This window comes from Pseudomonas sp. 43(2021) (assembly GCF_017490805.1).
Lineage (GTDB): Bacteria > Pseudomonadota > Gammaproteobacteria > Pseudomonadales > Pseudomonadaceae > Aquipseudomonas.
Window position 1 is genome coordinate 70,003 of record NZ_JAFGYJ010000026.1, and the last position, 23,772, is coordinate 93,774.

25 protein-coding genes are annotated in these 23,772 nt (G+C 64.7%); 11 read left to right on the forward strand and 14 right to left on the reverse strand.

Features of this window, described 5'->3' with window-relative positions; all coding sequences use genetic code 11:
• Positions 1-5: 5 nt before the first annotated feature.
• Positions 6-1,430, forward strand: a complete 1,425-nt coding sequence (locus tag J5M71_RS20975; RefSeq protein WP_063913751.1) for a PLP-dependent aminotransferase family protein — start codon at positions 6-8, stop codon at positions 1,428-1,430.
• Positions 1,431-1,552: 122 nt separating this feature from the next.
• Here J5M71_RS20975 and J5M71_RS20980 read toward each other — a convergent pair whose 3' ends face one another.
• The 3 genes from J5M71_RS20980 to J5M71_RS20990 are packed head-to-tail and all read right to left on the reverse strand — an operon-like array spanning position 1,553 to position 5,150.
• Entirely contained in the window at positions 1,553-2,575 is a 1,023-nt protein-coding gene (locus tag J5M71_RS20980; RefSeq protein WP_207836245.1) for a histone deacetylase family protein, read from the reverse strand.
• Entirely contained in the window at positions 2,575-3,816 is a 1,242-nt protein-coding gene (locus J5M71_RS20985; protein ID WP_207836298.1) for a Zn-dependent hydrolase, read from the reverse strand. Before J5M71_RS20985 ends, J5M71_RS20980 begins: the two co-directional genes overlap by 1 nt.
• A 29-nt stretch (positions 3,817-3,845) precedes the next feature.
• Positions 3,846-5,150: an MFS transporter gene (locus J5M71_RS20990; RefSeq protein ID WP_207836248.1), complete on the reverse strand. Its 1,305-nt coding sequence runs from the start codon at positions 5,148-5,150 to the stop codon at positions 3,846-3,848.
• A 291-nt stretch (positions 5,151-5,441) separates the two neighbouring features.
• Here J5M71_RS20990 and J5M71_RS20995 point away from each other — a divergent pair, with 291 nt between their 5' ends.
• Together J5M71_RS20995 and J5M71_RS21000 are read left to right on the forward strand one after the other, a co-directional pair.
• On the forward strand, positions 5,442-6,350 hold the full coding sequence (locus tag J5M71_RS20995; protein ID WP_063913754.1) for a LysR family transcriptional regulator: 909 nt from the start codon (positions 5,442-5,444) through the stop codon (positions 6,348-6,350).
• A gap of 88 nt (positions 6,351-6,438) precedes the next feature.
• Positions 6,439-6,834 (forward strand): hypothetical protein, encoded by a 396-nt coding sequence (locus tag J5M71_RS21000; RefSeq protein ID WP_063913755.1) that lies wholly within the window; start codon positions 6,439-6,441, stop codon positions 6,832-6,834.
• 72 nt (positions 6,835-6,906) lie between these two features.
• On the opposite strand, the gene J5M71_RS21005 is transcribed toward J5M71_RS21000, so the two are convergent.
• From J5M71_RS21005 to J5M71_RS21020, 4 genes are all read right to left on the reverse strand, one after another.
• Positions 6,907-7,188, reverse strand: coding sequence for a type II toxin-antitoxin system RelE/ParE family toxin (locus tag J5M71_RS21005; RefSeq protein ID WP_063913756.1), 282 nt, complete (start codon positions 7,186-7,188; stop codon positions 6,907-6,909).
• Positions 7,178-7,423 carry a type II toxin-antitoxin system Phd/YefM family antitoxin gene (locus J5M71_RS21010; RefSeq protein WP_063913757.1) on the reverse strand — a complete coding sequence of 82 codons (246 nt, stop codon included), beginning with the start codon at positions 7,421-7,423 and terminating at the stop codon, positions 7,178-7,180. Before J5M71_RS21010 ends, J5M71_RS21005 begins: the two co-directional genes overlap by 11 nt.
• 153 nt (positions 7,424-7,576) lie before the next feature.
• The gene (locus J5M71_RS21015; RefSeq protein ID WP_207836252.1) at positions 7,577-8,683 is read right to left on the reverse strand and encodes an alkene reductase; all 1,107 of its coding nucleotides are present in this window, start codon (positions 8,681-8,683) and stop codon (positions 7,577-7,579) included.
• A 30-nt stretch (positions 8,684-8,713) separates the two neighbouring features.
• Positions 8,714-9,907 carry an MFS transporter gene (locus J5M71_RS21020; protein WP_207836254.1) on the reverse strand — a complete coding sequence of 398 codons (1,194 nt, stop codon included), beginning with the start codon at positions 9,905-9,907 and terminating at the stop codon, positions 8,714-8,716.
• 382 nt (positions 9,908-10,289) lie between these two features.
• On the opposite strand from J5M71_RS21020, the gene J5M71_RS21025 reads away from it, so the two are divergent.
• From J5M71_RS21025 to J5M71_RS21045, 5 genes are all read left to right on the forward strand, one after another.
• Positions 10,290-11,207, forward strand: a complete 918-nt coding sequence (locus tag J5M71_RS21025; protein ID WP_063913760.1) for a LysR substrate-binding domain-containing protein — start codon at positions 10,290-10,292, stop codon at positions 11,205-11,207.
• Between the two features lie 92 nt (positions 11,208-11,299).
• Positions 11,300-12,097, forward strand: a complete 798-nt coding sequence (locus J5M71_RS21030; protein ID WP_207836255.1) for an SDR family oxidoreductase — start codon at positions 11,300-11,302, stop codon at positions 12,095-12,097.
• A 58-nt stretch (positions 12,098-12,155) separates the two neighbouring features.
• Positions 12,156-12,467 carry a hypothetical protein gene (locus J5M71_RS21035; protein ID WP_243434287.1) on the forward strand — a complete coding sequence of 104 codons (312 nt, stop codon included), beginning with the start codon at positions 12,156-12,158 and terminating at the stop codon, positions 12,465-12,467.
• A 211-nt stretch (positions 12,468-12,678) separates the two neighbouring features.
• Positions 12,679-13,221 (forward strand): WYL domain-containing protein, encoded by a 543-nt coding sequence (locus J5M71_RS21040; protein WP_207836257.1) that lies wholly within the window; start codon positions 12,679-12,681, stop codon positions 13,219-13,221.
• 98 nt (positions 13,222-13,319) lie between these two features.
• Positions 13,320-14,255 carry a cyclase family protein gene (locus J5M71_RS21045; protein WP_207836259.1) on the forward strand — a complete coding sequence of 312 codons (936 nt, stop codon included), beginning with the start codon at positions 13,320-13,322 and terminating at the stop codon, positions 14,253-14,255.
• 156 nt (positions 14,256-14,411) lie between these two features.
• On the opposite strand, the gene J5M71_RS21050 is transcribed toward J5M71_RS21045, so the two are convergent.
• Genes J5M71_RS21050 through J5M71_RS21060 form a run of 3 tightly spaced genes read right to left on the reverse strand, consistent with a single transcriptional unit; the run spans position 14,412 to position 16,721 of the window.
• Positions 14,412-15,188 carry an SDR family oxidoreductase gene (locus J5M71_RS21050; RefSeq protein WP_207836261.1) on the reverse strand — a complete coding sequence of 259 codons (777 nt, stop codon included), beginning with the start codon at positions 15,186-15,188 and terminating at the stop codon, positions 14,412-14,414.
• Between the two features lie 33 nt (positions 15,189-15,221).
• A complete protein-coding gene (locus J5M71_RS21055; RefSeq protein WP_063913764.1) occupies positions 15,222-15,536 on the reverse strand; it encodes an NIPSNAP family protein in 315 nt (104 codons plus the stop codon).
• Positions 15,537-15,557: 21 nt separating this feature from the next.
• Complete coding sequence (locus J5M71_RS21060) at positions 15,558-16,721, reverse strand: iron-containing alcohol dehydrogenase (RefSeq protein WP_207836263.1); 1,164 nt, start codon at positions 16,719-16,721, stop codon at positions 15,558-15,560.
• Positions 16,722-16,987: 266 nt separating this feature from the next.
• Here J5M71_RS21060 and J5M71_RS21065 point away from each other — a divergent pair, with 266 nt between their 5' ends.
• The gene (locus J5M71_RS21065; protein ID WP_207836271.1) at positions 16,988-18,292 is read left to right on the forward strand and encodes an MFS transporter; all 1,305 of its coding nucleotides are present in this window, start codon (positions 16,988-16,990) and stop codon (positions 18,290-18,292) included.
• A 122-nt stretch (positions 18,293-18,414) separates the two neighbouring features.
• Here the strand turns inward: J5M71_RS21065 and J5M71_RS21070 are convergent, their stop codons facing one another.
• The 3 genes from J5M71_RS21070 to J5M71_RS21080 form a co-directional block, all read right to left on the reverse strand.
• The gene (locus J5M71_RS21070; RefSeq protein WP_063913767.1) at positions 18,415-19,335 is read right to left on the reverse strand and encodes a LysR family transcriptional regulator; all 921 of its coding nucleotides are present in this window, start codon (positions 19,333-19,335) and stop codon (positions 18,415-18,417) included.
• Positions 19,336-19,446: 111 nt separating this feature from the next.
• Positions 19,447-20,169, reverse strand: a complete 723-nt coding sequence (locus tag J5M71_RS21075; protein ID WP_207836282.1) for a hypothetical protein — start codon at positions 20,167-20,169, stop codon at positions 19,447-19,449.
• Positions 20,170-20,248: 79 nt separating this feature from the next.
• A complete protein-coding gene (locus tag J5M71_RS21080; RefSeq protein WP_207836284.1) occupies positions 20,249-20,551 on the reverse strand; it encodes a DUF3077 domain-containing protein in 303 nt (100 codons plus the stop codon).
• A 198-nt stretch (positions 20,552-20,749) separates the two neighbouring features.
• Here J5M71_RS21080 and J5M71_RS21085 point away from each other — a divergent pair, with 198 nt between their 5' ends.
• Positions 20,750-21,373 (forward strand): glutathione S-transferase, encoded by a 624-nt coding sequence (locus J5M71_RS21085; protein WP_063913771.1) that lies wholly within the window; start codon positions 20,750-20,752, stop codon positions 21,371-21,373.
• Between the two features lie 67 nt (positions 21,374-21,440).
• Here the strand turns inward: J5M71_RS21085 and J5M71_RS21090 are convergent, their stop codons facing one another.
• On the reverse strand, positions 21,441-22,616 hold the full coding sequence (locus J5M71_RS21090; RefSeq protein WP_207836286.1) for an MFS transporter: 1,176 nt from the start codon (positions 22,614-22,616) through the stop codon (positions 21,441-21,443).
• A gap of 94 nt (positions 22,617-22,710) precedes the next feature.
• On the opposite strand from J5M71_RS21090, the gene J5M71_RS21095 reads away from it, so the two are divergent.
• Complete coding sequence (locus J5M71_RS21095) at positions 22,711-23,625, forward strand: LysR substrate-binding domain-containing protein (protein ID WP_207836292.1); 915 nt, start codon at positions 22,711-22,713, stop codon at positions 23,623-23,625.
• The last annotated feature ends 147 nt before the right edge of the window (positions 23,626-23,772 follow it).

Consider the following 23,772-nt stretch of genomic DNA (forward strand, 5'->3'; position numbering starts at 1 on the left):
CCCGAATGTTCGAATTACATCCAGACTCCTCGACCCCGCTGGTGAACCAGATCATCGACGGGCTGCGCGAGCTGATCGACAACCAGACCCTCAAGCCAGGCGCCAAGGTCCCCTCGATCCGCGCCTTTGCCGCGAGCTATTCGGTGAGCACCTTCACCGTGGTCGAGGCCTACGACCGCCTGGTCGCCCAGGGCCTGCTGGTGAGCCGGGGCAATGCGGGGTTCTTCGTCAACCGCGCGGCGGGCGAATTGCTGGACCAGCACAATGCCGAGGCCGACACCAGTCGACCAACGTTCAACTCCGAGTGGTACCTGCAGCAGATCTTCGAAATCCGCCAGTTGCCGTTCAAGCCGGGGTGCGGCTGGCTGCCCAACGACTGGATGTACGAAGACGGCCTGCGCCGCGGCCTGCGCCAGGTGGCCGGCAGCCCGCTGGAGCTGTCGGGCTACGGCGACCCCATGGGCCTGCCGGAACTGCGCGCGCTGACCGCGCAGAACCTGCAGCAGGAACTGTCGATCGTCGCCAACCCGGCGCAACTGATGCTCACCCACGGCGCCAGCCAGGCCCTGGACCTGGCCGCGCGTACGCTGGTGCGCCCGGGCGATGTGGTGCTGGTGGACGACCCCGGCTACCCCAACCTGATGAGCATCCTGCGCACCCAGGGTGCGACCCTGGTCGGCGTGCCGCGCACACCGGCCGGCTACGACCTGAACCAGCTGGAACAGTTGCTCAGCCATCACCGCCCCACTGCGTTCTTCACCCAGCCGCACCTGCACAGCCCGACCTGCTCGCGCACGCCGCTGCCGCAGCTGCACCGCCTGCTGCAACTGGCCAGCCAGCACGGTTTCCGCCTGGTGGAGAACAACCTGTACGCCGACATGGTCGCCGAGCCGCAGCCGTGCCTGGCCAGCCTCGACCACCTGCAGCAGGTGGTGTACGTGGGCAGCTACTCCAAGAGCATTTCGCCCAATGTGCGCGTTGGCTACATGCTGGCCAACCCCGAACTGATGCAGAAGCTGCTGCACCTGAAGATGCGCTCGGGCCTGACCACCTCGCAGGTGATGGAGCGCGTGGTGTATGCCGCGATCATCGACGGGCGCTGGCGCAAGCACCTCAAGCGCCTGCGCCAACGGCTGGCCGAAGCGCACCAGGAAGTTGGCCGGCATCTGCATCGCTTGGGCTTCGAGTTGTTCATCGAGTCGGATGAAGGGATGTATATCTGGACCCGCCACCCGGCGATTCCGGACAGCGCGGCGTTGCTGGATGATGCGCTGGAGAAAGGCATCATGCTCGGGCCCGGGCAGTTGTTCATGGTCGATGCCAAGGCGACCGGGTGGATGCGGTTCAACGTGGCGTTCAGCACCGAGCCGGCGATGTGGGAGTTGCTGGAGAAGGTATTGGTGAAGCATGTGCGGCGGGGTGGGGTGTAACGGTTTGCGGGGTGTTCGCCACAACACTTTAAGCGCCTGAGAGATCGAGCGCCGCCCGCGCGGCGCTCGATCTCTCAGGCGCTGAAACTGTCATGGCAAGCACCTGTCAGCCCCGCCCCTCCTTATCGCCAGTCCGCCTTGTCAGCAAAAAACGCCTGCGCATTCGCCTCCAGGCTCTCCAGGTGATACCCCCCTTCCTGCACGATCAGGCACGGCAAGCGCATCGCCCGAATCCGTTCGCCCAATACCGCAAACCCTTCCGTCGTCACCGCCACCTTGCTCTGCGGATCCAGCTCGTAGATATCGAACCCCAGTGACAACACCAGCACCTCGGCGCCAAAGTCCTTCACCGCAGCGAGTGCAACCTCCAACTGGCCCATGAAGTCCGCTTCGCTAGCCCCATGCGCCATCGGCAAGTTCAGGTTGTACCCCTCCCCCGCACCACTGCCACGCTCATCCTCGAACCCGGCCACACCCGGGTAGAAGTTGGTCGGGTCACCATGCACCGACACATACAGCACATCACTGCGATCGTAGAAGATCTCCTGAATCCCCTGCCCGTGGTGCATGTCGGTATCGAGAATGGCCACGCGGCTGTAGCGGCTGCGCAAGGCCTGGGCAGCAACGGCAGCGTTGTTGATGTAGCAGAAACCACCCGCAGCATCGAACCGCGCATGGTGCCCAGGAGGTCGGCACAGCGCATAGGCCGCCGGTTCCCCATCGAGAATGGCCTTTGCCCCGGCCACCGCGCTTTGCGCAGACCAATAGGCCGAGCGCCAGGTGTTTTCACCTACAGGGCAGCTACCATCCGCAAGGTAGCGCCCTGCCTGGGCGAGGATGCCGCGCAGGGCGTTGGGCTCACGCACGAAGATGTTGGACATGACCTCGTCGCCCCAGTCCTCGGGCACTTCCTTCCAGCGCGCATGGGCCTCTTCGAGGAAGGCCAGGTAGGCCTCGCCATGCACAGCCTTGAGCGACTCGAGGCCGGCATCCTCAGGCTGACGGATGTCGAAGCCTAGGTCCCTGGCCGCCTGCAGCAGACGCCGGGCGCGCTCGGGGACTTCCTGCGGGGTGCGCATGGCGCCGCGCGAGTAATAGCTACGGGGGTGGTGCAGCAGTTGTTCGGGATGGAAGTAGCAACGCATCAGGCTTCTCCTTGTTCGATACGGCCCGCGCGGGCCAGCACGGCGTTGAGCAGTACATCGGCACCCTGGCGGGCGTCGTCGGGCAGTACGTCTTCGGCTTCGTTGTGGCTCAGGCCGCCGACACAGGGGATGAACACCATGGCGGTCGGGCAGTAGCGGGCCAGCAGGATGGCGTCGTGGCCGGCGCCGCTGACGATCGACTGCTGGGCATAACCGAGGCCGTCCACCGCCTGCTGCACAGCGGCTACGCAGTCAGCGTCGAACGGCGTGGCCGGGCTGACCCAGTGGCGCTCGATACGCACCTGCAGGCCGCGCTGGTTGGCGATGGCTTGCAGCTTCAGGGTCAGGTCACGCTCCATGGCCTCGATGGCTTCATCGCGGTGGTGACGCAGGTCCACCGTGAAGCGCAGCACGCCGGGGATGGTGTTGCGCGAGGACTTGGCGATAGAGAGTTCGCCCACGGTGGTCAGGCCTTGCGGCGCGAAGTCGGCGGCCAGTTGCTCGACGGCCTGGATCATCTGTGCAGCGCCGTACAGGGCATCCTTGCGCAATGACATCGGCGTGGTACCGGCATGCGCCGCCTGGCCCTCGACGGTAACGTCCAGCCAGCGGATGGCCTGCCCGCCGCTGACCACACCGATGGCCTTGGCGTTATCTTCAAGGATCGGGCCTTGCTCGATATGCGCCTCGAAATAGGCAGCGACCTGACCGCCCAGCGGGCGCTGGCCGGCGTAACCGGTGCGTTGCAGTTCGTCGGCGACGCTGATGCCATCAGCGTCGCGAATGGCCAGCGCTTCGTCCAGCGCGAGGGCGCCGGTGAACACCGCCGAACCGAACATGGCCGGGGTGAAGCGGGCCCCCTCCTCGTTGGTCCATACAGCGATTTCCAGCGGTTTGCGCGTCTGGATGTTCAAGTCATTGAGCCGGCGTACCACTTCGAGCCCCGCCAACACACCGTAGACGCCATCGAAACGACCGCCCTCTGGTTGGGTGTCGAGATGGCTGCCCATCATCACCGGCGCTGCAGCCGGGTCGCTGCCAGCGCGGCGGGCGAACAGGTTGCCAATGGCATCCACAGTCAGCGTCAGGCCGGCTTCGCGGCACCAGTGGCTGAACAGTTCACGGCCAGCCTTGTCGTCGTCGCTCAGAGCCAGGCGACAGCTGCCGCCACGGGCGGTGGCGCCAATTTCGGCCATGGCCATCAGGCTCGCCCACAGGCGTTCGCCATTGCTTTTCAACATGTGCGGGTACTCCAGAATAAACGGTTCGATCAAGCCAGCTCCAGGCGCTGGCTACGGGCATACTGGCGCGCAAGGGCGAGCACGCAAACCAACGAGATAGTGGCGATCAGGGTGTAGAACAGCGCCATCGGCCACCACTGACCGCTGAAGGTGTGGGCCAACCAGGTGCCGATCAGCGGGGTCAGGCCGCCAGCGATGGCGCCGCAGATCTGGTAGGCCAGGGAAATGGCGGTGTAGCGCACGCGGGTGTCGAACATGCCGCTGACGTAGCCGGCGATTACCGCGTAGAACGACGCCATGCACGCGGCTGCCAGGGCGATGCCGAGCACGATCAGCGGGCCTTCGCCAGAGCTGACCAGCACGAACATCGGGTATGGCGAGGCCATGGCCAGCAACGCAACCAGGGCCAGGAAGCGGGTAGCGCCGATCTTTTCCGACAACCACGCGGCCAGCGGCTGCACGCAGAACTGGATGATTGCCACGAAGAACAGGCACTCCAGGATCAACGAACGCTCCAGGTGCAATTGCTGGGTGGTGTAACTGATCATGAAGGTGTTGGTGAAGTAGACCCCGGCAATGCCCAGGGTATTGGCGCCGATGCACAGCAACAGCGGGCGCCAGGCCGTGCGCAGCACTTCGAATGCCGGAGCCTGCTCCTTGCGCCGGGCCTTTTCCGCCTGCTCGCGACTGGCGATGAACTCGGGCGATTCATTCACCCCAAGGCGGATTGCCAGGCCCACCAGCAGCAACAGCGCGCTGGCCAGGAACGGCACACGCCAGCCCCAGCTCATCAGGTCTGCTTCCGGCAGGCGGGTGACCGCGCCGAAGGCCAGCAGCGACAGGATCAGGCCCGCCGGGCTGCCCAACTGGGCGAACGAGGCAAAGAAGTTGCGCCGGCCCTTGGGCGCATGCTCGCCGGCCATCAGCACCGCCCCGCCCCATTCGCCGCCCACGGCAATGCCCTGGACGATGCGCAGCAGGATCAGCAGTACCGGCGCGGTGGCGCCGATTTGCGCGTAGGTCGGCAGCAGGCCGATGCCCACGGTGACAACGCCCATCATCAGCAAGGTGATGACCAGCGACTTCTTGCGGCCGATACGGTCGCCCACATGGCCAAAGACGATGCCACCCAGCGGCCGGGCGAAGAAGCCGACGGCGAAGGTGCCGAACGCGGCCATGGTGCTGAACAGGCTGTTGTCGGAGGGGAAGAACAGCGCGCCGAACACCAGGGCGGCGGCGGTGGCGTAGATGTAGAAGTCGTACCACTCGATCATGGTGCCGATGAATGCGGCGGCGGCGGCACGGCGTGGTTGGGGGGAAGCGGTGGGCTTCATGGGGGCTCCTTTGCTTGTTGTTCTGGCAGGAGTTGTCGGGGGCACGGTGGCGCTCTTGTGGCGCTTGGCCTGCTGGTCTGGTGTTGGCTTCTTCGCGGGTAAACCCGCTCCCACAGGGATTGCACAAGGTCTGCAAGCGCTGCAGTACCTGTGGGAGCGGGTTTACCCGCGAAGAAGCCAACACCGATGCAACAGGCCTCAATACCTGCGATTTATCGGCCCGGGGCTATGATTAGTCAATTTTCTATTTATTATTCGCACTATTAGCCTTGCTTATTATCGAGCCCCGCCATGCCCGACCGCCTGCTCAACGACCGCCTCGACTGGAACCTGCTGCGCACCTTCCGGGTCATCGGCCAGGAGCTGTCCATCAGCCGCGCCGCCGCCCGCCTGCACCTCACCCAGCCAGCAGTGAGCCAGGCACTCAAGCGCCTGGAAGAGCAGCTCGGCCGCCAACTCATCGCCCGTCGCGGGCCGCGTTTCGTTCTGACCGAAATGGGCGAGCAGCTGTTCCAGCTTGCCGGCGAGGTCTATGGGCAGATGTCGCAGATCGGCGGCTTGCTGGAGCAGCCGGCGGACGAACTGGTGGGCAAGGTACGCCTGTTGATGATCAGCCGTATCGTCAACGAACGCTTCGACGACTTCCTCGCCGATTTCCACCGCCAGCACCCGCGGGTGGAGCTGGAGATCGACGTGATGCGCAGCTCCGACATCGTCGCCGCCTTGCAGGAAAAAACCGCCACGGCGGGCCTCAGCCTGAACCGGCGTGCGCAGCCACGGCTGGAGCAACGGTTGTTCCTGCGCCAGCGCTATGCGTTCTTCTGTGGCAAGCACCATGCCCTGTTCGGCCAGGACGAAGGCGACCTGCAGCGGGAGAACTTCGTCAGTTTCACCAGTGACCAGATTGGCGGCATGCTGTCGCCACTGACCATTTTCCGCGACCAGCAAGGGTTTGCCGGGCGGATCGTGGCGTCGTCACCGAGCCTTGAAGAAGTGCGCCGGCTGGTGATTGCCGGGTTTGGCATAGGTTGCCTGCCCGAGCATGTGGTGGCACCGGATGTAGACGCCGGGTTGCTGTGGAAGCTGCCGCCGCAGGAAGGGATTGCCGATGTGGATATCCACCTGTTGTGGAACAGGGAGCAGCGCTTCAGCCGCGCGGAAGAGGTGTTTATCGAGGCGTTGCAGCAAAGCCTTGACTGAACACAGAGGTGAGGCGGGCCAGCACTGGACACAATGATGGCCAATTAGTAGCATCCAGGCCAACTGAACATTACGGACAATCTCAGTCATGGATCGAACTACCGGGATCATCAAGCGCCCTATTCATCACCCCATCCGCCCCTTGATCACCTGGGAAGAAGCATGGAAAGGACCCGACGAGGGCTTGATCCGCTGCTGGGAGATTGGCCGTGAGCGGGCTTTGGCCCAACCAGAACTTGCCCGGCACTGCGCCGATGGCGCACTCCCGGTGCTAGGTTGGAAAGGTGGCCATGATCGCGCATTGAAGAAACCGATGAAGTACGGTTCGTTCAAGTACCTGGCGCAATGGCAGGGCCTTCGCGGCGAGGATCTGTTCATCGATACGCGAACAGAGCTCACCCTGACCTGTAATCACACCGGCATGCTGACAACGTTCACACCGGACCAGGAAAAATACGCCAACGCTGTGATGCTGATGGAATAGCAACGAGGAACGGTAAGCGAAGCGCATTCGTAGCGCGCGGCGTTTGCAGGATGGCTACACCACTGATGATGTTTACCGCTTCTGAGCGGATCGATACACCTCGCTACGCTCGCGCTTGCCAACCGATACCACCACTACAACGATACGCTCGTCCTCGACTCGATAGACGAGGCGATATCCAGAGGCCTTGAGCTTGATTTTGTAGTGGTTCGGCAGGTCACACAGCGCGTCGGCCTGTACCTTGGGTGACTGCAGGCGCTCGGCGAGTTTTTTCTTGATCTGTTCGCGCACGGTGTGGCCTAGCTTGCCCCACTCTTTCATTGCCGAAGGCAGGAATTCGAGTTTATAGGTCATCCAGGGATACCGGTACGCCTTGTTCACCCAACCTCGACTTTGCCAGTTCGCTCAATTCGAGATCTTCCAAGCGTTCCATCATGGCCTCGTACAGTTCGGCCGGCACCATGTAACCCATCACGCGGTTGTGATTGAGCACGGCGACGGGCATACCCGCAGCGCCGGTCATCACCGCGGATGGGTTCTTTTTCAGTTCCGACACGCTTACAGCCACGTCAGCGAATATGTTTTGCATGTTTGCACCCTCAATAGAGAGCCATATTTTGGTTCATATATAGGACACAAACAAGCACCTCGATTGCAGCTTCGCACTGACATCGCCGGGGCCGCGTTGCGGGCCTATCGCGGCACAAGGCCGCCCCTGCAAAAGTCCGCGCGAAGGCTTGTATCAGGCTGTTGCCAGTGCCGGGTAGTCGGTCAGGCCATGGGCATCCCCGCCAAACAACGTAGCCCGTTCGTGTTCCGCCAAGGGCGCATTCAGCTTCAGCCGTGCCGGCAGATCCGGGTTGGCCACGAATGGCCGGCCAAAACCGATCAGGTCAGCCCAGCCCTCCTCCAGCGCACGCCGTGCACGTTCGCCGGTGTACTTGCCGGCATACACCATCACCCCGGGGAACACCGTCCGCAGTTGTTGCTTGAAGTCCACCGGCATGTCCGGCGCGTCATCCCAGTCGGCTTCGGCAATGTGCAGGTAGCCGATGCCGATTTCGCCCAGGCGCTGGGCCGCTGCGGTATAGGTGGTGACCGGGTCGTCATCGACACAGCCATTGAGCGTGGTCAGTGGGGCCAGGCGTACGCCTACACGCTGAGCGTTGCCCGTGCCTTCGACCAGCGCGCGGGTGACCTGGTCGAGGAAACGCAGGCGGTTTTCCAGCGAGCCGCCGTAGCGGTCGGTGCGGTCGTTGGCACCAGAATCGAGGAACTGGTTGACCAGGTAACCGTTGGCCGCGTGCAACTCGACACCGTCAAAACCGGCTGCCATGGCATTGCGCGCGGCCTGGCGGTACTGCTCGATGATCTCGGCAATTTCCGCTTCGCTCAACGCGCGCGGTTTGGAGGCCTGGACAAAGCCTGGGGTGCCGTCGGCATTGTCGATGAACACATTCACGCCGTCGGCCTGCATCGCCGAGGACGACACCGGTGCCTGGCCGCCGAGCAGGCTGCTGTGGCTGAGGCGGCCGACGTGCCATAGCTGGGCGAAGATACGCCCGCCCGCGGCATGCACCGCTTCGGTGACCAGGCGCCAGCCGTCAATTTGCGCCTGGGTGTGGATACCCGGGGTACGGGCGTAACCCTTGCCCAGCGGCGAGATCCAGGTGCCTTCACTGACGATCAGCCCGGCACTGGCGCGTTGTGCGTAGTACTCGGCCATCAGCGCGGTCGGTACATCGCCAGGCTGGGCGGCGCGGGAGCGGGTCATCGGCGGCATCAGTACGCGGTTGGGCAGGTTCAGGGCGCCGAGTTGCAGGGGTTGGAACAGCGGATCTTGAGTCATGGCGAGCATCTCCGTAAGTCGAATCAGGGGTCAGGCGCGGCTGACGACAGGTTGTGGCTGGGCAGGCACGCGGCGGTCGAGACGGCCGCTGTACAGGGTCAGGGCCAGGGCACCGAGGGTGACCAGTGCGGCGATCCAGGGGGTGTGGCCGAGGCCGAGTTGCTGCACCACCTGGGCACCGCCCCAGGAACCACCGGCCACACCCAGGTTGAAGGCGGCGATGTTGAAACCGGCGGCCACGTCGACGGCATCGGGGGCGACCTTTTCCGCCTGCTGCACTACGTACACCTGCAGGCCCGGCACATTGCCGAAGGCCACCGCGCCCCAGGCCAGCACGGTCACTACCACCAGCACCGGATGCGGCGCGGTGAAGGTCAGCGCGAGCAGCACCATGGCCAGCAGCAGGAAGATGATCGACAGTGCCTTGACCGGGCCTTTGCGGTCGGCCAGGCGGCCGCCCCAGATGTTGCCCAGGGCAACCGATACGCCGTAGGCGAGCAGCACCAGGGCAACGCTGTTGGCGCCGAAGCCGGCGATGTCCTGCAGGATCGGGGCAAGGAAGGTGAAGGCGACCAGCGAGCCGCCGTAACCCACGGCGGTCATGGCATACACCAGCAGCAGGCGCGGTTGCAGCATCACCCGCAATTGGCGCAGCAGCGGTGCCGGCTGGCTGTGCTGGATGCGCTTGGGCACGAACAGCAGCGCGCCGAGCAGCGCCACCAGGCCGAACGCGGCCACCACCAGGAAGGTCACGCGCCAGCCGAAGTGCTGGCCGATGAAGGTACCCAGCGGAATGCCGGTGACGAAGGCCACGGTCATGCCACTGAACATGGTGGCGATGGCGCTGGCGGCTTTTTCTTTCGGCACCAGGCTGGTGGCGATGATCGAGCCGACCGAGAAGAACACCCCGTGGGCCAGGCCGGTGAGGATGCGCGCCATGATCAGCGATTCGTAGCTGGGCGCCTGCCAGGCCACCAGGTTACCGGCGGTGAACAGCGCCATCAGACCGACCAGCAACAGCTTGCGCGGTACGCGGCCGGTCATGGCGGTGAGCAGGGGTGCGCCGATGGCGACGCTGAGGGCGTAAAGGCTGACCAGCAGGCCGGCCGAAGGCAGGGTGACCGCCAGGTCATTGGCGATGGTCGGGATGAGGCCGACGATCACGAACTCCGTGGTGCCGATGGCGAAGGCCGCCAAGGTCAGGGCTAACAAGGCGAGAGGCATTTGAGAATCACCTGTGGAAGGTTGGGATGGGTGAATTCTCGGGGGGACGCGGGGATGGGAAAAAGACGGGGGCGGGACAATGAGTTTTGCCTCTGAAGCAAAGGTGGTGGTCGGGCTGTTGCGAAAGGATCAAGCTTTTGTGGGGCCTGGACAGATGCATTCGCGGGCACGCCCGCTCCCACAGGTACTGCGCTGCATTGGAAACAGCGCGGTACCTGTGGGAGCGGGCGTGCCCGCGAATGGAGGGCAAAGCCCTCCCCTTGCGTTGAACACCGCCAAGTCCTGGTCGGCATGCTCAACCGACGAAGCGAGCGCATCCATGGCTGGCCAGATCGAGACCGCCAAAGTCATAATCATCAACAGTTAAGTCCCCGGAGGTCTCATGCAAGATCTACGTCAGTTGCGCTACTTCGTGGCCGTCGCCGAATGCGAGAACGTCGGCCGGGCCGCCGAGCAGCTGCATATTTCCCAATCTCCCCTCAGCCGGCAGATCGCCCAGCTGGAGGACAACCTGGGCCTGGCCCTGTTCGAACGGCGCAACCAGCGCCTGTACCTGACCAGGGACGGGCGCACCTTCCTGGCCGAGGCACGTGGCCTGCTCAAGCATGCCGAGCGCCTGGAATCGCTGGGCAAGCGCCTGGGCCGCGGCGAGGAAGGCGGGCTGTGCATCGGTTACATCAACCACGCCATCCATGCCGGCGTGCTGCCTGGCGCGGTGCGGGCCATTCGTGGCGAGCGCCCGAACATTCACATTGCGCTGTACAACATGACCCCCAACGAGCAGTTCGAAGGCCTGCGTCAGCGCAGCCTGGACATTGCCCTGGTCTGCGAGCCGCCGCCAAAGAACGACCCCGACCTGCGCGGCCAGCCGGTACTGGACGACCCGTTGTTGCTGGCCATCCCGGCCGCGCACCCGCTGGCCAGCAAGGCCCGGCTGACCCCCGCCGACCTGCATGAGCAGGAATGGATCATCACCGGTGGCCAGCCCGACCAGGTCAACAAGCGCGACGATTTCATTGCCCGTTGTGGTGATGCCGGTTTCACCCCGCGCCTGTCGCTGGAGGCTACCGACCCGCTGAGCGTACTCGGCCTGGTGTCCGCCGGCCTGGGCCTGGCCATGGTGCAAAGCAGCCTGTCGGCCAGCGCCGGGCCAACCGTGGTGCTGCGCAAGCTGGACTGGTTCCAGCCCAGCGAGCAGTTGTGGGCGGTCTGGCACCAGGTCGACTTGCGGCCAATCGTGGGCATTTTCCGCGAGCGGGTGCTGGCATTGGCCGAGGAAGGACTTGATAAGTCCATGTAGGTCTTAACTCAGTCGAATTACGTCTTTTACAGTCTGACTGCGCTTCACTAGGATGGCTCCTATCGATGCAACCCAACCACAGGAGCCATTCCATGAACATCGACCTCGGCGGACGCACCGCCATCATCAGCGGCTCGACCGGCGGTATTGGCCTGGCTATCGCCCGCGGCCTGGCCCGCGCAAACGCCGACGTAGTCATTGCCGGCCGCAGCCAGAAGTCGCTGGATGCCGCCCTGGCCGAACTGCGCGAGCAAGGTGGGAGTGGGCAGATCCACGGCGTGGTCGCCGACCTGGGCACCGCCGCCGGTGCCGACACCCTGTTCGCCGCCCACCCACGGGCCGACATTCTGGTCAACAACCTGGGCATCTACGACGACGTCGACTTCTTCGACGTGGCCGACAGCGAGTGGACGCGCTTCTACGACACCAACGTGCTGAGCGGCGTGCGTCTGGCCCGTCACTATGCCCCGGGCATGGTCGAGAAAGGTTGGGGGCGGATCCTGTTCATCTCCTCGGAATCGGGCATCGCCATCCCTGCCGACATGATCAACTACGGCGTCACCAAGGCTGCCAACCTGGCGGTATCGCATGGCCTGGCCAAGCGCCTGGCCGGCACCGGGGTAACCGTGAACGCAGTGCTGCCCGGCCCAACCCTGACCGACGGCGTGGCTGCGCTGGTAGCCGATGCAGCCCAGGCGTCCGGGCGCAGCATTCGTGAAGAAGCCGACAACTTCGTGCGTACCGCACGGCCGAGCTCGATCATCCAGCGCGCCGCCGATGTCGACGAAGTCGCCCACCTGGCGGTGTACCTCGCCTCCCCTTACTCCTCCGCCACCACCGGCGCAGCGCTGCGGGTCGACGGCGGCGTGGTCGACAGCCTGGCTATCTGAATTCAACCCCGGCTACCCGTCCACCGAAGCGCTGTTCAAGGCCCTCGGCGTAAGCGGCGTGTTCGACTACCACGACGCCGACTGGCAGAACCAACTGCAGGCCGCCCTGGGCGAGCGCCCGCTGCATACCCTGTTCGACACCGTCAGCGGCGCCCATGCCGGCAGCCTTGCCTACCTGCTCGGCTACAACGGCCACCTCGTGTGCATCCAGGACCGCCAGGAAACCGCACCAACGCCCGCCTTCAGCACGGCAATCTCGCTGCATGAAGTGGCGCTCAACAGCATTCATGCCCACGGCCGGCTGGCGATCGCCAGGCCCTGCGCGTGGCCGGTGAACGACTGCTGCAGGCCGTCGCCGATGGCCGCCTGATCGCGCCACAGCGCCGAGAGTTCGCCTTCTCGGCATTGCCACAGGCTCTGCAGCAGCTGAAAGAAGGCCAAGGCGCAGGCAAATGGGTGACACGCCTCGACTAACAGCCGTGAGCGAGAACTTGGATCCCATTCCGTGACAAGGTATGCTGACCGATAGCTAAACGCCACTACTCAGGCAGGCTTCGTGCCTGCCTTCAAGGACGAGCCCTTTGCCCAGCCACCCTACCCGTCACACCATCGCCCGCCAGTGGCAGTTGCTCAAGCTGCTGCCCGGCCGTCACCCAGGGATGAGTTCCACCCAGCTGCAGGCGGCCCTGACAACCGTTGGCCATATCACCAGCAAACGCACCGTCGAACGCGATCTGGTCGAACTCGCGGCGCTGTTCCCGCTGCAGTGCAACAGCAAAGGCATGCCCTACGGCTGGTACTGGCAACCGGGCCTGAGCCTGGGTGAAGCGCAGCAGCTGCAGCCCGATGCGCTCACACCCCCGGAACAGGTTGAGTTGCACGCCTGGGTCGATGCTGCGCTGGCCAGGCGCCTGGAAGCGTCGCCACTGTCGGCAGATATGCAACTGACGCCGCAAGCGGACGGCGGCGCCACGCTGGTCGCCACCGTCGACGACAACCGCGCGCTGATGGGCTGGCTGCTGTCCCAGGCCGGCTCGATCCGCGTGCAGGCGCCGCAGGCACTGCGCCAGGCCATGCTCGAACAGTTGCGCCAGAGCCTGGCGCTGCACGAGAGTGGTTGTTGATCGGCAAGCAAAAGTCATTGTCCCCCGGGCCGCTTTTTCCCATAGCGGGCCCTGCGCAGAATCTGCTCCTGACAACGCCTCACCATCAGGAGTACCCGATGAAATGCTTCAAGCCCCTGCTGCTCGCCGTCGCCCTGGCGAGCACTGCCCAGGCCACCCTGGCCGCCGACTGGCAGACCTCGCCCTACGGCAAACAGGATGAAATCGGCGCCGCCAACCTGCTCACCCCCGAAGTGGTCAGGCAAGCGGTCGGCCTGGTCAAGACCGGCAAGACCTACCCGCTGGCCGTGCCGGTGAGCAAAGACCTGCCAGCCTTCCGCCACCGCAGCTTCCACCTGTACAACATCCAGCCCGGCGAGCAGGCTGGCCAGACCCTGGGCCGCAACAAGTTCACGTTCAACGATGAACTGGTCAACGGCTGGACCGGCGTCGGCACCCAGCTCAACGGCATCGGCCACATCGGTATCGACAACGTCTACTACAACGGCAACAAGGCTGCCGACTTCGTCACCGTCGAAGGCGTGACCAAGCTGGGTGTGGAGAAAGTACCGCCCATGGTCACCCGCGGCGTGGTGCTGGACATGACCGCTCACTACGGCAAAGCCATCGTGCCGGGCGGCACCTCGATCACCGTCGATGACATCAAGGCCGTGCTGAAGAAAGAAGGCATTACCCTGCGCAAGGGTGACGTGGTGCTGTTCAACACCGGTTGGCTGGAACTGATCGGCAAGGACAACCAGCAGTTCCTCGCCACCGAACCGGGCATCGACCTGCCGGCGGCCGAGTGGCTGGCGGACCAGGGCATCGTTGCCTTTGGTGGCGACACCTGGGCGTCGGAGGTGTACCCGAACCCGACCGGTGAAGAATTCCCGGTCAACCAGTTCATGCTGGCCAAGCGTGGCATCTACAACCTTGAGCTGATCGACACCCGCGCGCTGGTGAAGGACAAGGCGTTCGAGTTCCTGTTCGTGCTTGGGCAGCCGCTGTACAAGGGCTCGACCCAGGTGAACATCAACCCCGTAGCGATTCACTGATCGCCGCACCTCAAGGCTGACGCGGTACCCGTGGGAGCGGGTTTACCCGCGAACACCGGCGAAGCCGGTGCCATACACCGTGTCGCCTTGTTCGCGGGTAAACCCGCTCCCACAGGGGCCTGCATTTTGTTTCGAATGACAGTTCAGTCAGGCGATTCAGAAGGTGCCGGGATACGCCCCGCCATCGATCAGCAGGTTCTGCCCGGTGATGTACCCGGCATGCGCACTGCACAGGAACGCGCAGTAGGCGCCGAACTCATCGGCACTACCAAAGCGCGCCGCCGGGATAGCCTTGCGCCGGGACTGTGCGGTGGCTTCTACATCGCCACCTGCCGCCTTCAAGGTCTTCTGCAGGCGCGCTGTGTCGAACGCCCCCGGCAGCAGATTATTCAGCGTCACGTTACTGCCCGCCAGGCGCTGCTGACGGGCCAGGCCGGCGATGAAGCCGGTCAGGCCACTGCGTGCGCCATTGGACAAGCCAAGAATATCGATCGGCGCCTTCACCGCACCGGAGGTGATGTTCACCACCCGGCCGAACCCGCGCTCGGCCATGCCATCGACCACCGCCTTGATCAGCTCGATGGGGGTAAGCATGTTGGCGTCCAGTGCCTTCAGCCAGTCCTCACGCCCCCAGTCACGGAAGTCACCCGGTGGCGGGCCTCCGGCGTTGTTGACCAGGATATCCACCTGCGGGCAGGCTGCCAGCAGCGCCTGGCGCACCTCGGCGTCGGCGACATCCCCGGCCACGGTGCGCACCTCGATGCCCGGGCAGGCCGCGCGCAACTCGGCAGCGGTCTGCTCCAGGGTGGCCTGGGTGCGGGCATTGATGACCAGGTTGACGCCTTCTTTGCCCAGCGCTTCGGCGCAGCCTTTGCCCAGGCCCTGGCTGGCCGCGCAGACGATGGCCCAGCGGCCGGTAATGCCTAGATCCATTGGGTTGCTCCTTGATGCAATGCAGTTACAGGTTCACTGGATCGGCGAAAACGCGGCAGGCATCAACAACTTCGATTCCATCCGCACCAGCATCGGGAAGGCCACCGGGATGAAGCGCTCCAGCCAGTCCGCATCGCGGTACAGGGCGGCGCGGCGCTCGATGCGCTCGTCAAGGCTCTCGTAGGCCCAGATGTGCACCACCTGGTTCAGTTCGCCAATCTCGGTATACCACCAGCCCACCAGCTTGGCGTAGCGTGAGATCACCGGCAAGCCTTCCTTTTCGAAGTGCTCCAGGTATTGCTTCATCTTGCCGATGTGCAGGGTGTAGGTACGCATTTCATAGAACATGGTCGTGGTTCCGCTAAAGGTTCAGAGGTTGCCGTGGTAGGCGTCGGTGATCAGGCGCTCGACATCGCGCGCCGTGGTCAGGCGTGGGTTGACCAGCACGTTGCCGCTGCGCATCGAGTCGCTGACCATCTGCGGCAGGAACTCCAGGTCCACGCCCAGTTCGCGGATGGTCGCCGGGATGCCGATGGCCTGGTTCAGGGCCACCACCGCCTCTACCGCGCGCGCCGCGGCCTGCTCCACGCTGAGCCCGGTCACATCGGCGCCCAGGGCAATGGCGATGTCGCGGAAGCGCTCCGGGCAGGCCGGCAGGTTGAACTTGATCACGTAAGGCAGCAGCGCGGCGTTGGCGATGCCATGGGGAATGTTGAACACCCCACCGAAGGTATGGGAAATGGCATGCACGTTGCCCAGCCTGGATTGTGAGAACGCCACCCCGGCCAGGAACGAGCCGAGCAGCATCTGCTCGCGGGCGTCCATGTCGGTGCCCACGAAGTAGGTTTTTTCCAGGCTGCCGGCAATCATGCGAATGGCTTGCAGGGCCATGGCCTGGCTGATCGGGTTGGCCTGGCGCGACACATACGACTCGATGGCGTGGGTCAGCGCATCCATGCCGGTGGCCGCGGTGATGGCCGCGGGCAGTTTCAGGGTCAGTGCCGGGTCGAGAATGGCCAGGCGCGGGAACAGCCGCGGGCTGACGATCACCGTCTTGAACAGCGTGCGCTTGTTGGTGAACACGGTCGACGCCGTGCATTCGCTGCCGGTACCGGAGGTGGTCGGGATGGCGAAGATCGGCAGCGGTGGCTGGGTCAGTTTGTCGTAACCCTCGTAGTCGAGGATGTTGCCAGGGTTGGTGGCCATCGCCGCCACGCCCTTGGCGGTGTCGATGCTACTACCGCCGCCCACGCCGATCACAGAGGTGCAATTGCGCGCTTTCAGCAGTGCGACGGCAGCGTCCAGCACGTCGGTGCTGGGGTTGGCTTCAACGTCTGAGAACAGCTGGTAGTCGATACCCGCCTGCTCCAGCGAGGCGAAGAAACCGGCCAGGATGCCAGCGTCGATCAGGCCCTGGTCGGTGACCACCAGCAGGGGGCCGTCCAGGTACGGTTTGAGCAGCGCACCGGCCTGGTCGGCCAGGCCCGCGCCACATTTGGCAAGGGTGGGGAAATGGAACTGGAATTGGCTCATGAGGGGTCCTCAGGCAACTGCGTTGTTCTTGTTGTGCCCACCGTGACGCTGGCGGGCCGTGCCGGGGCAATCTAGAGCGCGGGCCAGGGCCGCCGATAATGAAAAGAGCTGATCCGCCAATAACCACTGCTTATCCCCTGCCCGGGTAATAAGCAGGCGTTATTGGCGGATCAGCTCTTTTCATTACCCGCCCCGCCGGCAGCGCTCCAACAATCGGCCTGCGTAGCTGCTACGCCTCCCGATAATCACAACAACGAGCTCCCGCGATGAAGACCATCCCCTCCCCGGCCGACCTGGCGCTGCCCGCCGCGGCCCCGATGACCACGGTGCGCTGGCGCATCTTCCTGATCCTGTTGCTGCTGACCGCAATCAACTACATCGACCGCGCCTCGCTGTCGGTGGCGCTGCCGCTGATCGCCCCCGAATTCAACCTGACACCGGCCATGGAAGGGCTGATGCTCAGTGCGTTCTTCTGGTCGTATGCCTTGATGCAGATCCCTGGCGGCCTGCTGCTGGACCGCTTCCACACCCGCGGCATCATTGGCGCGGCAACCGTGGCCTGGGGCCTGTTCCAGGCGCTGGGCGCGGCCTCGCACAACTGGCTGGTACTGCTACTGACGCGCATCGGCCTGGGTGTGGCCGAGTCGCCGATCATGCCCGCCGGGGCCAAGCTCAATGGCGCCTGGCTGACGCCTAACGAACGTGGCCGTGGCGCAGTGCTGGTGGACGGCGGCGCGCCGCTGGGCAGCGCCCTGGGGGCGATCCTGATTTCCGGGTTGATTGCCTGGCTGGGCTCTTGGCGATTGGCCTTCGTGGTGGCGGGGGTCGGTACCGTACTGGCCGGCATCCTGGCGTGGAAGTACATCCGCAACCACCCCAGCGAGCACCCAGGGGTGAACGAGGCCGAGCTGCGCCACATCACCGAAGGCAACGCCAGCGCCCATGCCGCGGCAGCCAAGGCCAGCCTGCCGCTGCGGGAGCTGCTCAAGGACCGTTCGATCTTTGCCATGTTCGCCGGCTACAGCTGTATCCTCGCGGTGTTCTATGGCCTGCTGACCTGGATGCCAAGCTACCTGCACAAGGCCCACGGCCTGAACATCTCGGCCATGGGTGGGGCGACCTTCCTGATCTTCATGTGCGGGTTTGTCGGCGAGCTGATCGGCGGCTGGATCGGTGACCGCTGGCGGGCCAGCGGTGCCTCGCCGAACCTGGTGATGCGCACCCTGTTCAGCGGTTCGGCGCTGGTGGCAGCGGTGTGCATCCTGGCAGCAGCCTATGTGGGCGAAACCGTCGCGGTGATCAGCCTGCTGTGCGTGGCGATGTTCTTCATCCGTTGGTGCGGGATGTACTGGTGCCTGCCGGCGATCATCGGCGGGCCGTCGCGCACCGGCGTGCTGGGTGGCACCATGAACTTCTGCGGCAACATGGCCGGGGTGCTGGTACCGATCGTGATCGGGCTGATCGTGCAGTTCACCGGGGATTACTTCTTTGCGCTGATCTTCTTCGTGGTGGCGGCGGTGTTGATTGCGGTGTTTTCCAGCTTGATCGATTACCGCGAGCGGCAGTTCTGAGGTTTGGGATTACAAGCCCCTGTGGGAGCGGTCGTACACCGCGAAGCAGGCAACGCGGTGGATGGCACCGGCTGCGCCGGTGTTCGCGGGCTCGCCCGCTCCCACAGGGGCCGCTACAGGTTTCAACCGGCAGTCAACTCCTCTACCAGCAAGCGCGCCGCCGGTGACAGCGGCGCTGCCACCCGGTGCACGATGCCGAACGGCTCGCTCAGTGCCCGCAGCTGCACTGCCAGCGACACCAGCAAGCCGCGCTGCTCGGCAAAGGCCGCCACCGCGCTGGGGATCACCGCCACCAGCGTCGGGTCATCCTCCAGCAGCATGAAGGTGGCGAAGGTGGAGAAGGTTTCCAGCGGGTAGCGTGGCACCTCCACCCCCGCTTCGCTCAACTCACGCTCCAGCGCCTGGCGCATGGGCATGTTGGCCGGGTAGACAATCCAGCGGTACTGGCTCAGGTCGCCGACTTCCAGCGCCGCTACCCCGGCCAGCGGGTGCCGTGGGTGCGCGACCACCGCCAGCGGCTCCTGGGCCAGTTCGACAAAGGCATAGTCTGCCGCGTTGCGGCCCAGCCCTGGCCGGCAGATGGCCAGGTCCAGGCGCCCTTCATCGAGCTGGGCCAGCAGGTTGGCACTGGTGTTTTCGGCGATCTCCACCGCCAGTTGCGGCTGCCTGCTGCGCAGCCGCCCGAGGGCGCCGACCAGGGTCGGCATGGCCCCCATGATGCTGCCTACCGCCAGCCGCCCGCCCTGGCCCTGGACAATGCCCAGCACCTCTTCGCGCAAGTGCCCCAGGTCGCTGTGGATCAACCGCGCATAACGCACCACGCAACGACCTACGTCATTGGCCACCAGCCCGCTGGGCAGGCGCTGGAACAACGGCACACCCAGCACCTCCTCTACCTCGCGCAAGGCCTTGGTGGCCCCGGGCTGGGAAATCGCCATGGCCTCGGCCGCCTTGTGCAGGGAGCCGCAGCGGTCCAGTTCGATGAGCAGGCGTAACTGACGCAGGCGCAGGCGGGAGAAAATGGAGTCCAGGGAAGGGATCATCGGGCAGGCTCGGCATAGGTCTTGTAATGCCGAGCACTATAGAGGGTTGTCAACGGGCGATTGTTGAGTTTGCGGCAAATGACCCTTGACCTGAAGGCACGCCCGCCGGGGTTATACCACGCGGCGCCGCGACAGGCAGGCATACCCCAGGCCCAGCACGCTGACCGCCAATACGCCCAGCAGTACCATCAGCTCACGGCTGTAGCGGGCCACCCAGGCCGGGAAGCCGATGACCTCGCGGTACACCTGCACATCGGCCTTACCATTGGCGTGACTGATGCTGACCCCGCTCTGGCGGATCTGCGAGTAGTCCGCATCGAAGTACACCCATACCTTGCACGCGCCACCCGGCTCGATGGCGGGGATATCCACTTGCATGGTGGCGGTTTCCAGGATGGTGTCGTTGCCCGCAGCGTCGCGCACCTGCACCAGGCCCTTGGCTGGCAGGCGGATTTTCACCTGACGCACCTGTGCATCACCACTGTTGCGCAATTCGATGAGCAAACCGGTGCGGTGGTCGACCAGCCCGGCCTCGAAGGGCTTGGCGAACAGTTGGGCATAGGGTGCCTGGGCCATTTCGATCAGGCGCTCGACCTGATCGTGGCTCAGCCCGCCCTCGCTGATGGTGTTGATACGCCCCTGCAACTGCTCGTACTTGAGCTGCTCGCTGGCCTTGCTGATGCGTTCGCTGAACTGGCTGGGATAGGTGAGGTAGGCATAGGTCAGCGATGCCTCCAGGCGCGGGTTGCCTCTGAGCAGCCCATAGACGGCCAGCAGAACCATCAGGCCAAGCAGCACGGCTACCAGAAGTTTCCCCACCTTGTCCCAGCTCAATGCGAACTTCCTTCTGTCGTGATTCAGACGATTCAAACTGACCAAGGGTGCCAAGTTCACGGCCCCCAGGCAAGCCTGACTAAGGCTGCTCCTCGCTTGCCCGTGCCTGGCGCAACTGATGCAACTGGCCGTCGATCAACGCCTTGGCCATACCTGCCAGATAGTACGTGGCCTGCATCATCACCTTGCGGTCGCCAGGCCGGTCGATGGCCTTGCGGGTGAGTTCGGTAATGCAGCCCATGATGCTTGAGGCTTCCATCAGCGCCGTCCGCATTGGCAGCTGCGGTTTCATCTGCACCAGTTCGGCACCGCCGTTGCCAAAACGGCCCGCTGCGCGCACGACATTAAGGTTGCTGCCTTCTTTCGGAGTGTCTTTGTCCATGTCCATTCCTCGGGGTTACGAGCGTGCCGAGACTAGGGCGCTGCCTGCCACGCCACAATCACCTTGGGGGTGGAAAGGCTTACTTTCGGAAATGGACTACAAGAATCCTACAAAGGGGACGCTCTGCCACCGGCCAGGCTCTTGACCGGCACCCGGCAGTGACGGACGATCAAGTTCCCCCACACAAGGACGAACACCATGCTACGGATACTGGGCAGAGCCTCTTCCATCAATGTACGAAAAGTCCTGTGGGCGTGCGCCGAGTTCGAGGTTCCGTTCGAGCGCGAAGACTGGGGGGCGGGCTTCAAGCCCACGGACAGCGCCGAGTTCCTTGCGTTGAACCCCAACGCCATGATCCCGGTGATCCAGGATGGCGACTTCACCCTGTGGGAATCCAACAGCATCATCCGCTACCTGGCCACGCGCTACGGCGCCACCGCGTTCTACCCGGGCGAAGCGCAGGCGCGGGCCAGGATCGACCAGTGGATCGACTGGCAGGCCTCGGACCTCAACCGCTCCTGGAGCTACGCGTTCATGTCACTGGTCAGGCACTCGCCCGCCCACCAGGACCCTCAGGCCCTCGCCGCCGGCTGTGCGGACTGGGCGCGCTACATGCACATTCTCGACCGCCAGCTGGCGGCCACCGGTGCCTATGTGGCCGGCAGCCAGTTCACCCTGGCCGACATTCCCATCGGCCTGTCGGTCAACCGCTGGTTCGAAACACCGTTCGAGCACCCGCACCTGCCGGCCGTGCGCGACTATTACGAGCGGTTGAGCGAGCGCCCGGCCTATCACCTGCACGGCCGCAACGGTACGCCGTGATGGCAACATTGTGGGAGCGGCCTTGCGTCGCGAAAGGGGCGCAAAGCGCCCCCAGGATCTCAGCCCCTTAAACTGCTACCCGATCCCTCAACGCCACCGCCCGCCCACGCCAGGCAAACATCAAGACCATTACCAATCCAACCGCCGCCATCGCCGCCCCCGCCAGGGAAACCGCCGAATACCCCAGCCCGGCATTGATCACCGCCCCACCCAGCGCCGCACCAATCGCGTTACCCAGGTTGAACGCCCCAATGTTCACCGCCGACGCCAGGTTGGGCGCATCCTTGGCCGCCTCCATCACGCGCATCTGCAGCGGCGGCACCAGGGCAAAGCTGGCCGCACCCCACACCAGGATCGCCAGCGCAGTCGGCAGCGGCCAGCCCATCACCAGCGGGAACATCAGCAACACCGCAATCAGCACGGCCAGTGACAGCATCAGGGTGCGGTCGATCGAGCGGTCCGCGGCCTTGCCACCCCACACGTTGCCCAAGGTCAGGCCGACACCGAACAACACCAGCATGGCCGTGACGAAGGTGGTGGACGCGGCCGCCTCGCTCTGCAAGATCGGCGCGATATAGGTGAATACCGTGAACATCGCGCTGGAGCCCACCACGGTCAGCAGCAATGCCGCCAGCACCGGCCCGCGGCCCAGCACGCGGATTTCGGCCATGGCCCCGTCACCCTTGGGCGACGGCACATGGGGCAGTGCATACCAGAGGCTTGTCATTGCCACCAGGCCGAGCCCGGCGATGCCCCAGAATGCCGTGCGCCAGCCCAGCATTTCACCGAACCAGGTCGCCAGCGGCACACCGCCGATGGTGGCCAGGGTCAACCCCATGAACATGGCGGCCACGGCCCCGGCGCGCTTCTCGGGCGGCACCACGCTGGCCGCGACGATCGAGCCGATGCCAAAGAACGCACCGTGGTTGAGCGAGGTGACCACGCGGGCGACCAGCAGGCTGGCGTAGTCGCTGGCCAGGGCCGACATCAGGTTGCCCAGGGTGAAGATGGCCATCAGGCCGATCAACAGGTAACGCCGCGGGACCTTCACCGTGGCCAGGGTCATCAGCGGTGCCCCGATCAGCACACCGATCGCATAGGCACTGACCAACAGCCCGGCAGCCGGGATTGAGACGCCAAGGTCGGTGGCGATGCTGGGCAACATGCCCATGGGGGCGAACTCGGTGACACCGATGCCAAAGGCACCGATGGCGAGTGCGACAAGCGGTGGATTGATACGCATGGCAAACTCCTTATCTGTGCTGCAAATGCTACGATCCGAAGCTGAGCCGCACTAGACTGCGTTTTTGCGAACCACCTTTGCTCAAGAGGCACAAATGGACTTCAGTGGAAGATCCGGAGAGATGGAAATATTTGCCAAGGTGGCACAAGAGGGCAGCCTGTCTGCCGCCGCCCGGGCGCTGGGGCTGACGCCTTCGGCGGTCAGCCGCATCCTCGCGCGCACCGAACAGCGGCTGGGCACCCGCCTGCTGCTACGCACCACCCGGGCGATCACTCTCACGCCCGAGGGCGAAGCGTACCTGCGCGGTGCGCGGCGAGTGCTGGCCGACATGCTCGAAGTGGAAGAGGCCATCACCGACCAGGGCGTGCCACGCGGGCGCTTGCGCGTCAGCGCAGCGCTGGGCCATGGCCGGCTGACCGTGGTGCCGTTGCTGGCAGCGTTCAGCGCGCGCTACCCGCAGGTGCTGGTCGACCTTACCCTCAGTGACGAAGTGGCCGACATTCTCGGCGGCCAGGCCGACGTGGCGCTGCGCTTCGGCCACCTGCCGGACAGCTCGTTGAGCGCCCGCGCCATTGGCGAAACCGGCCAGGTGATCGTCGCCTCGCCCGCATACCTGGCGCGCTGTGGGACGCCGCTTGTGCCGGAGGACCTGGCCCGGCACAACTGCCTGCGCTTCAACTTCCGCCGCGCCGCCCCCGACTGGCCATTCCGCCGCGACGGGCAGGCGTTCTCATTGAAGGTGACGGGCAATATCGAATGCAGCAGTGGCGAAGCCCTGGCGCAGCTGGCCAGGCTCGGCGCCGGCGTAGCGCGCATCGGTACCTTTACCGTGGCCGATGACCTGGCCAGCGGTCAGCTGGTGCCGTTGCTGGAGGCGTACAACCCCGGTGATCGGGAGCCGATTCATGCAGTGTTCGTGGGCGGCCCGGCGATGCCGGCGCGGGTGCGGGTGTTCGTGGATTTTCTGGTGGAGCAACTGTCAGGCCGGAGCTGTCGCGTAGAGAACTGAATTCGCAAGCGGTGCGCATACCCTGTGGGAGCAACTGTCTTGCTCAATTTCTAAAAGCTGGCGCGCCCCCTGTGGGAGCGGGCTTGCCCGCGAACACGGGCGAAGCCCGTGCCATCCACCGCGGTGTCGTCTCGCGGGTAACCCGCT

Bases quoted from the DNA above. Each gene is read 5' to 3' on its own strand.
- J5M71_RS21010 (WP_063913757.1), bottom strand. From the start codon at position 7,423: ATGCAAAACATATTCGCTGACGTGGCTGTAAGCGTGTCGGAACTGAAA.
- J5M71_RS21015 (WP_207836252.1), bottom strand. From the start codon at position 8,683: ATGACTCAAGATCCGCTGTTCCAACCCCTGCAACTCGGCGCCCTGAAC.
- J5M71_RS21005 (WP_063913756.1), bottom strand. From the start codon at position 7,188: ATGACCTATAAACTCGAATTCCTGCCTTCGGCAATGAAAGAGTGGGGC.
- J5M71_RS21085 (WP_063913771.1), top strand. From the start codon at position 20,750: ATGCTACGGATACTGGGCAGAGCCTCTTCCATCAATGTACGAAAAGTC.
- J5M71_RS21055 (WP_063913764.1), bottom strand. From the start codon at position 15,536: ATGTTCTATGAAATGCGTACCTACACCCTGCACATCGGCAAGATGAAG.
- J5M71_RS20975 (WP_063913751.1), top strand. From the start codon at position 6: ATGTTCGAATTACATCCAGACTCCTCGACCCCGCTGGTGAACCAGATC.
- J5M71_RS20980 (WP_207836245.1), bottom strand. From the start codon at position 2,575: ATGCGTTGCTACTTCCATCCCGAACAACTGCTGCACCACCCCCGTAGC.
- J5M71_RS21095 (WP_207836292.1), top strand. From the start codon at position 22,711: ATGGACTTCAGTGGAAGATCCGGAGAGATGGAAATATTTGCCAAGGTG.
- J5M71_RS21000 (WP_063913755.1), top strand. From the start codon at position 6,439: ATGGATCGAACTACCGGGATCATCAAGCGCCCTATTCATCACCCCATC.
- J5M71_RS21065 (WP_207836271.1), top strand. From the start codon at position 16,988: ATGAAGACCATCCCCTCCCCGGCCGACCTGGCGCTGCCCGCCGCGGCC.
- J5M71_RS21090 (WP_207836286.1), bottom strand. From the start codon at position 22,616: ATGCGTATCAATCCACCGCTTGTCGCACTCGCCATCGGTGCCTTTGGC.
- J5M71_RS21025 (WP_063913760.1), top strand. From the start codon at position 10,290: ATGCAAGATCTACGTCAGTTGCGCTACTTCGTGGCCGTCGCCGAATGC.
- J5M71_RS21050 (WP_207836261.1), bottom strand. From the start codon at position 15,188: ATGGATCTAGGCATTACCGGCCGCTGGGCCATCGTCTGCGCGGCCAGC.
- J5M71_RS20995 (WP_063913754.1), top strand. From the start codon at position 5,442: ATGCCCGACCGCCTGCTCAACGACCGCCTCGACTGGAACCTGCTGCGC.
- J5M71_RS21045 (WP_207836259.1), top strand. From the start codon at position 13,320: ATGAAATGCTTCAAGCCCCTGCTGCTCGCCGTCGCCCTGGCGAGCACT.
- J5M71_RS20990 (WP_207836248.1), bottom strand. From the start codon at position 5,150: ATGAAGCCCACCGCTTCCCCCCAACCACGCCGTGCCGCCGCCGCCGCA.
- J5M71_RS20985 (WP_207836298.1), bottom strand. From the start codon at position 3,816: ATGTTGAAAAGCAATGGCGAACGCCTGTGGGCGAGCCTGATGGCCATG.
- J5M71_RS21020 (WP_207836254.1), bottom strand. From the start codon at position 9,907: ATGCCTCTCGCCTTGTTAGCCCTGACCTTGGCGGCCTTCGCCATCGGC.
- J5M71_RS21070 (WP_063913767.1), bottom strand. From the start codon at position 19,335: ATGATCCCTTCCCTGGACTCCATTTTCTCCCGCCTGCGCCTGCGTCAG.
- J5M71_RS21080 (WP_207836284.1), bottom strand. From the start codon at position 20,551: ATGGACAAAGACACTCCGAAAGAAGGCAGCAACCTTAATGTCGTGCGC.
- J5M71_RS21060 (WP_207836263.1), bottom strand. From the start codon at position 16,721: ATGAGCCAATTCCAGTTCCATTTCCCCACCCTTGCCAAATGTGGCGCG.
- J5M71_RS21030 (WP_207836255.1), top strand. From the start codon at position 11,300: ATGAACATCGACCTCGGCGGACGCACCGCCATCATCAGCGGCTCGACC.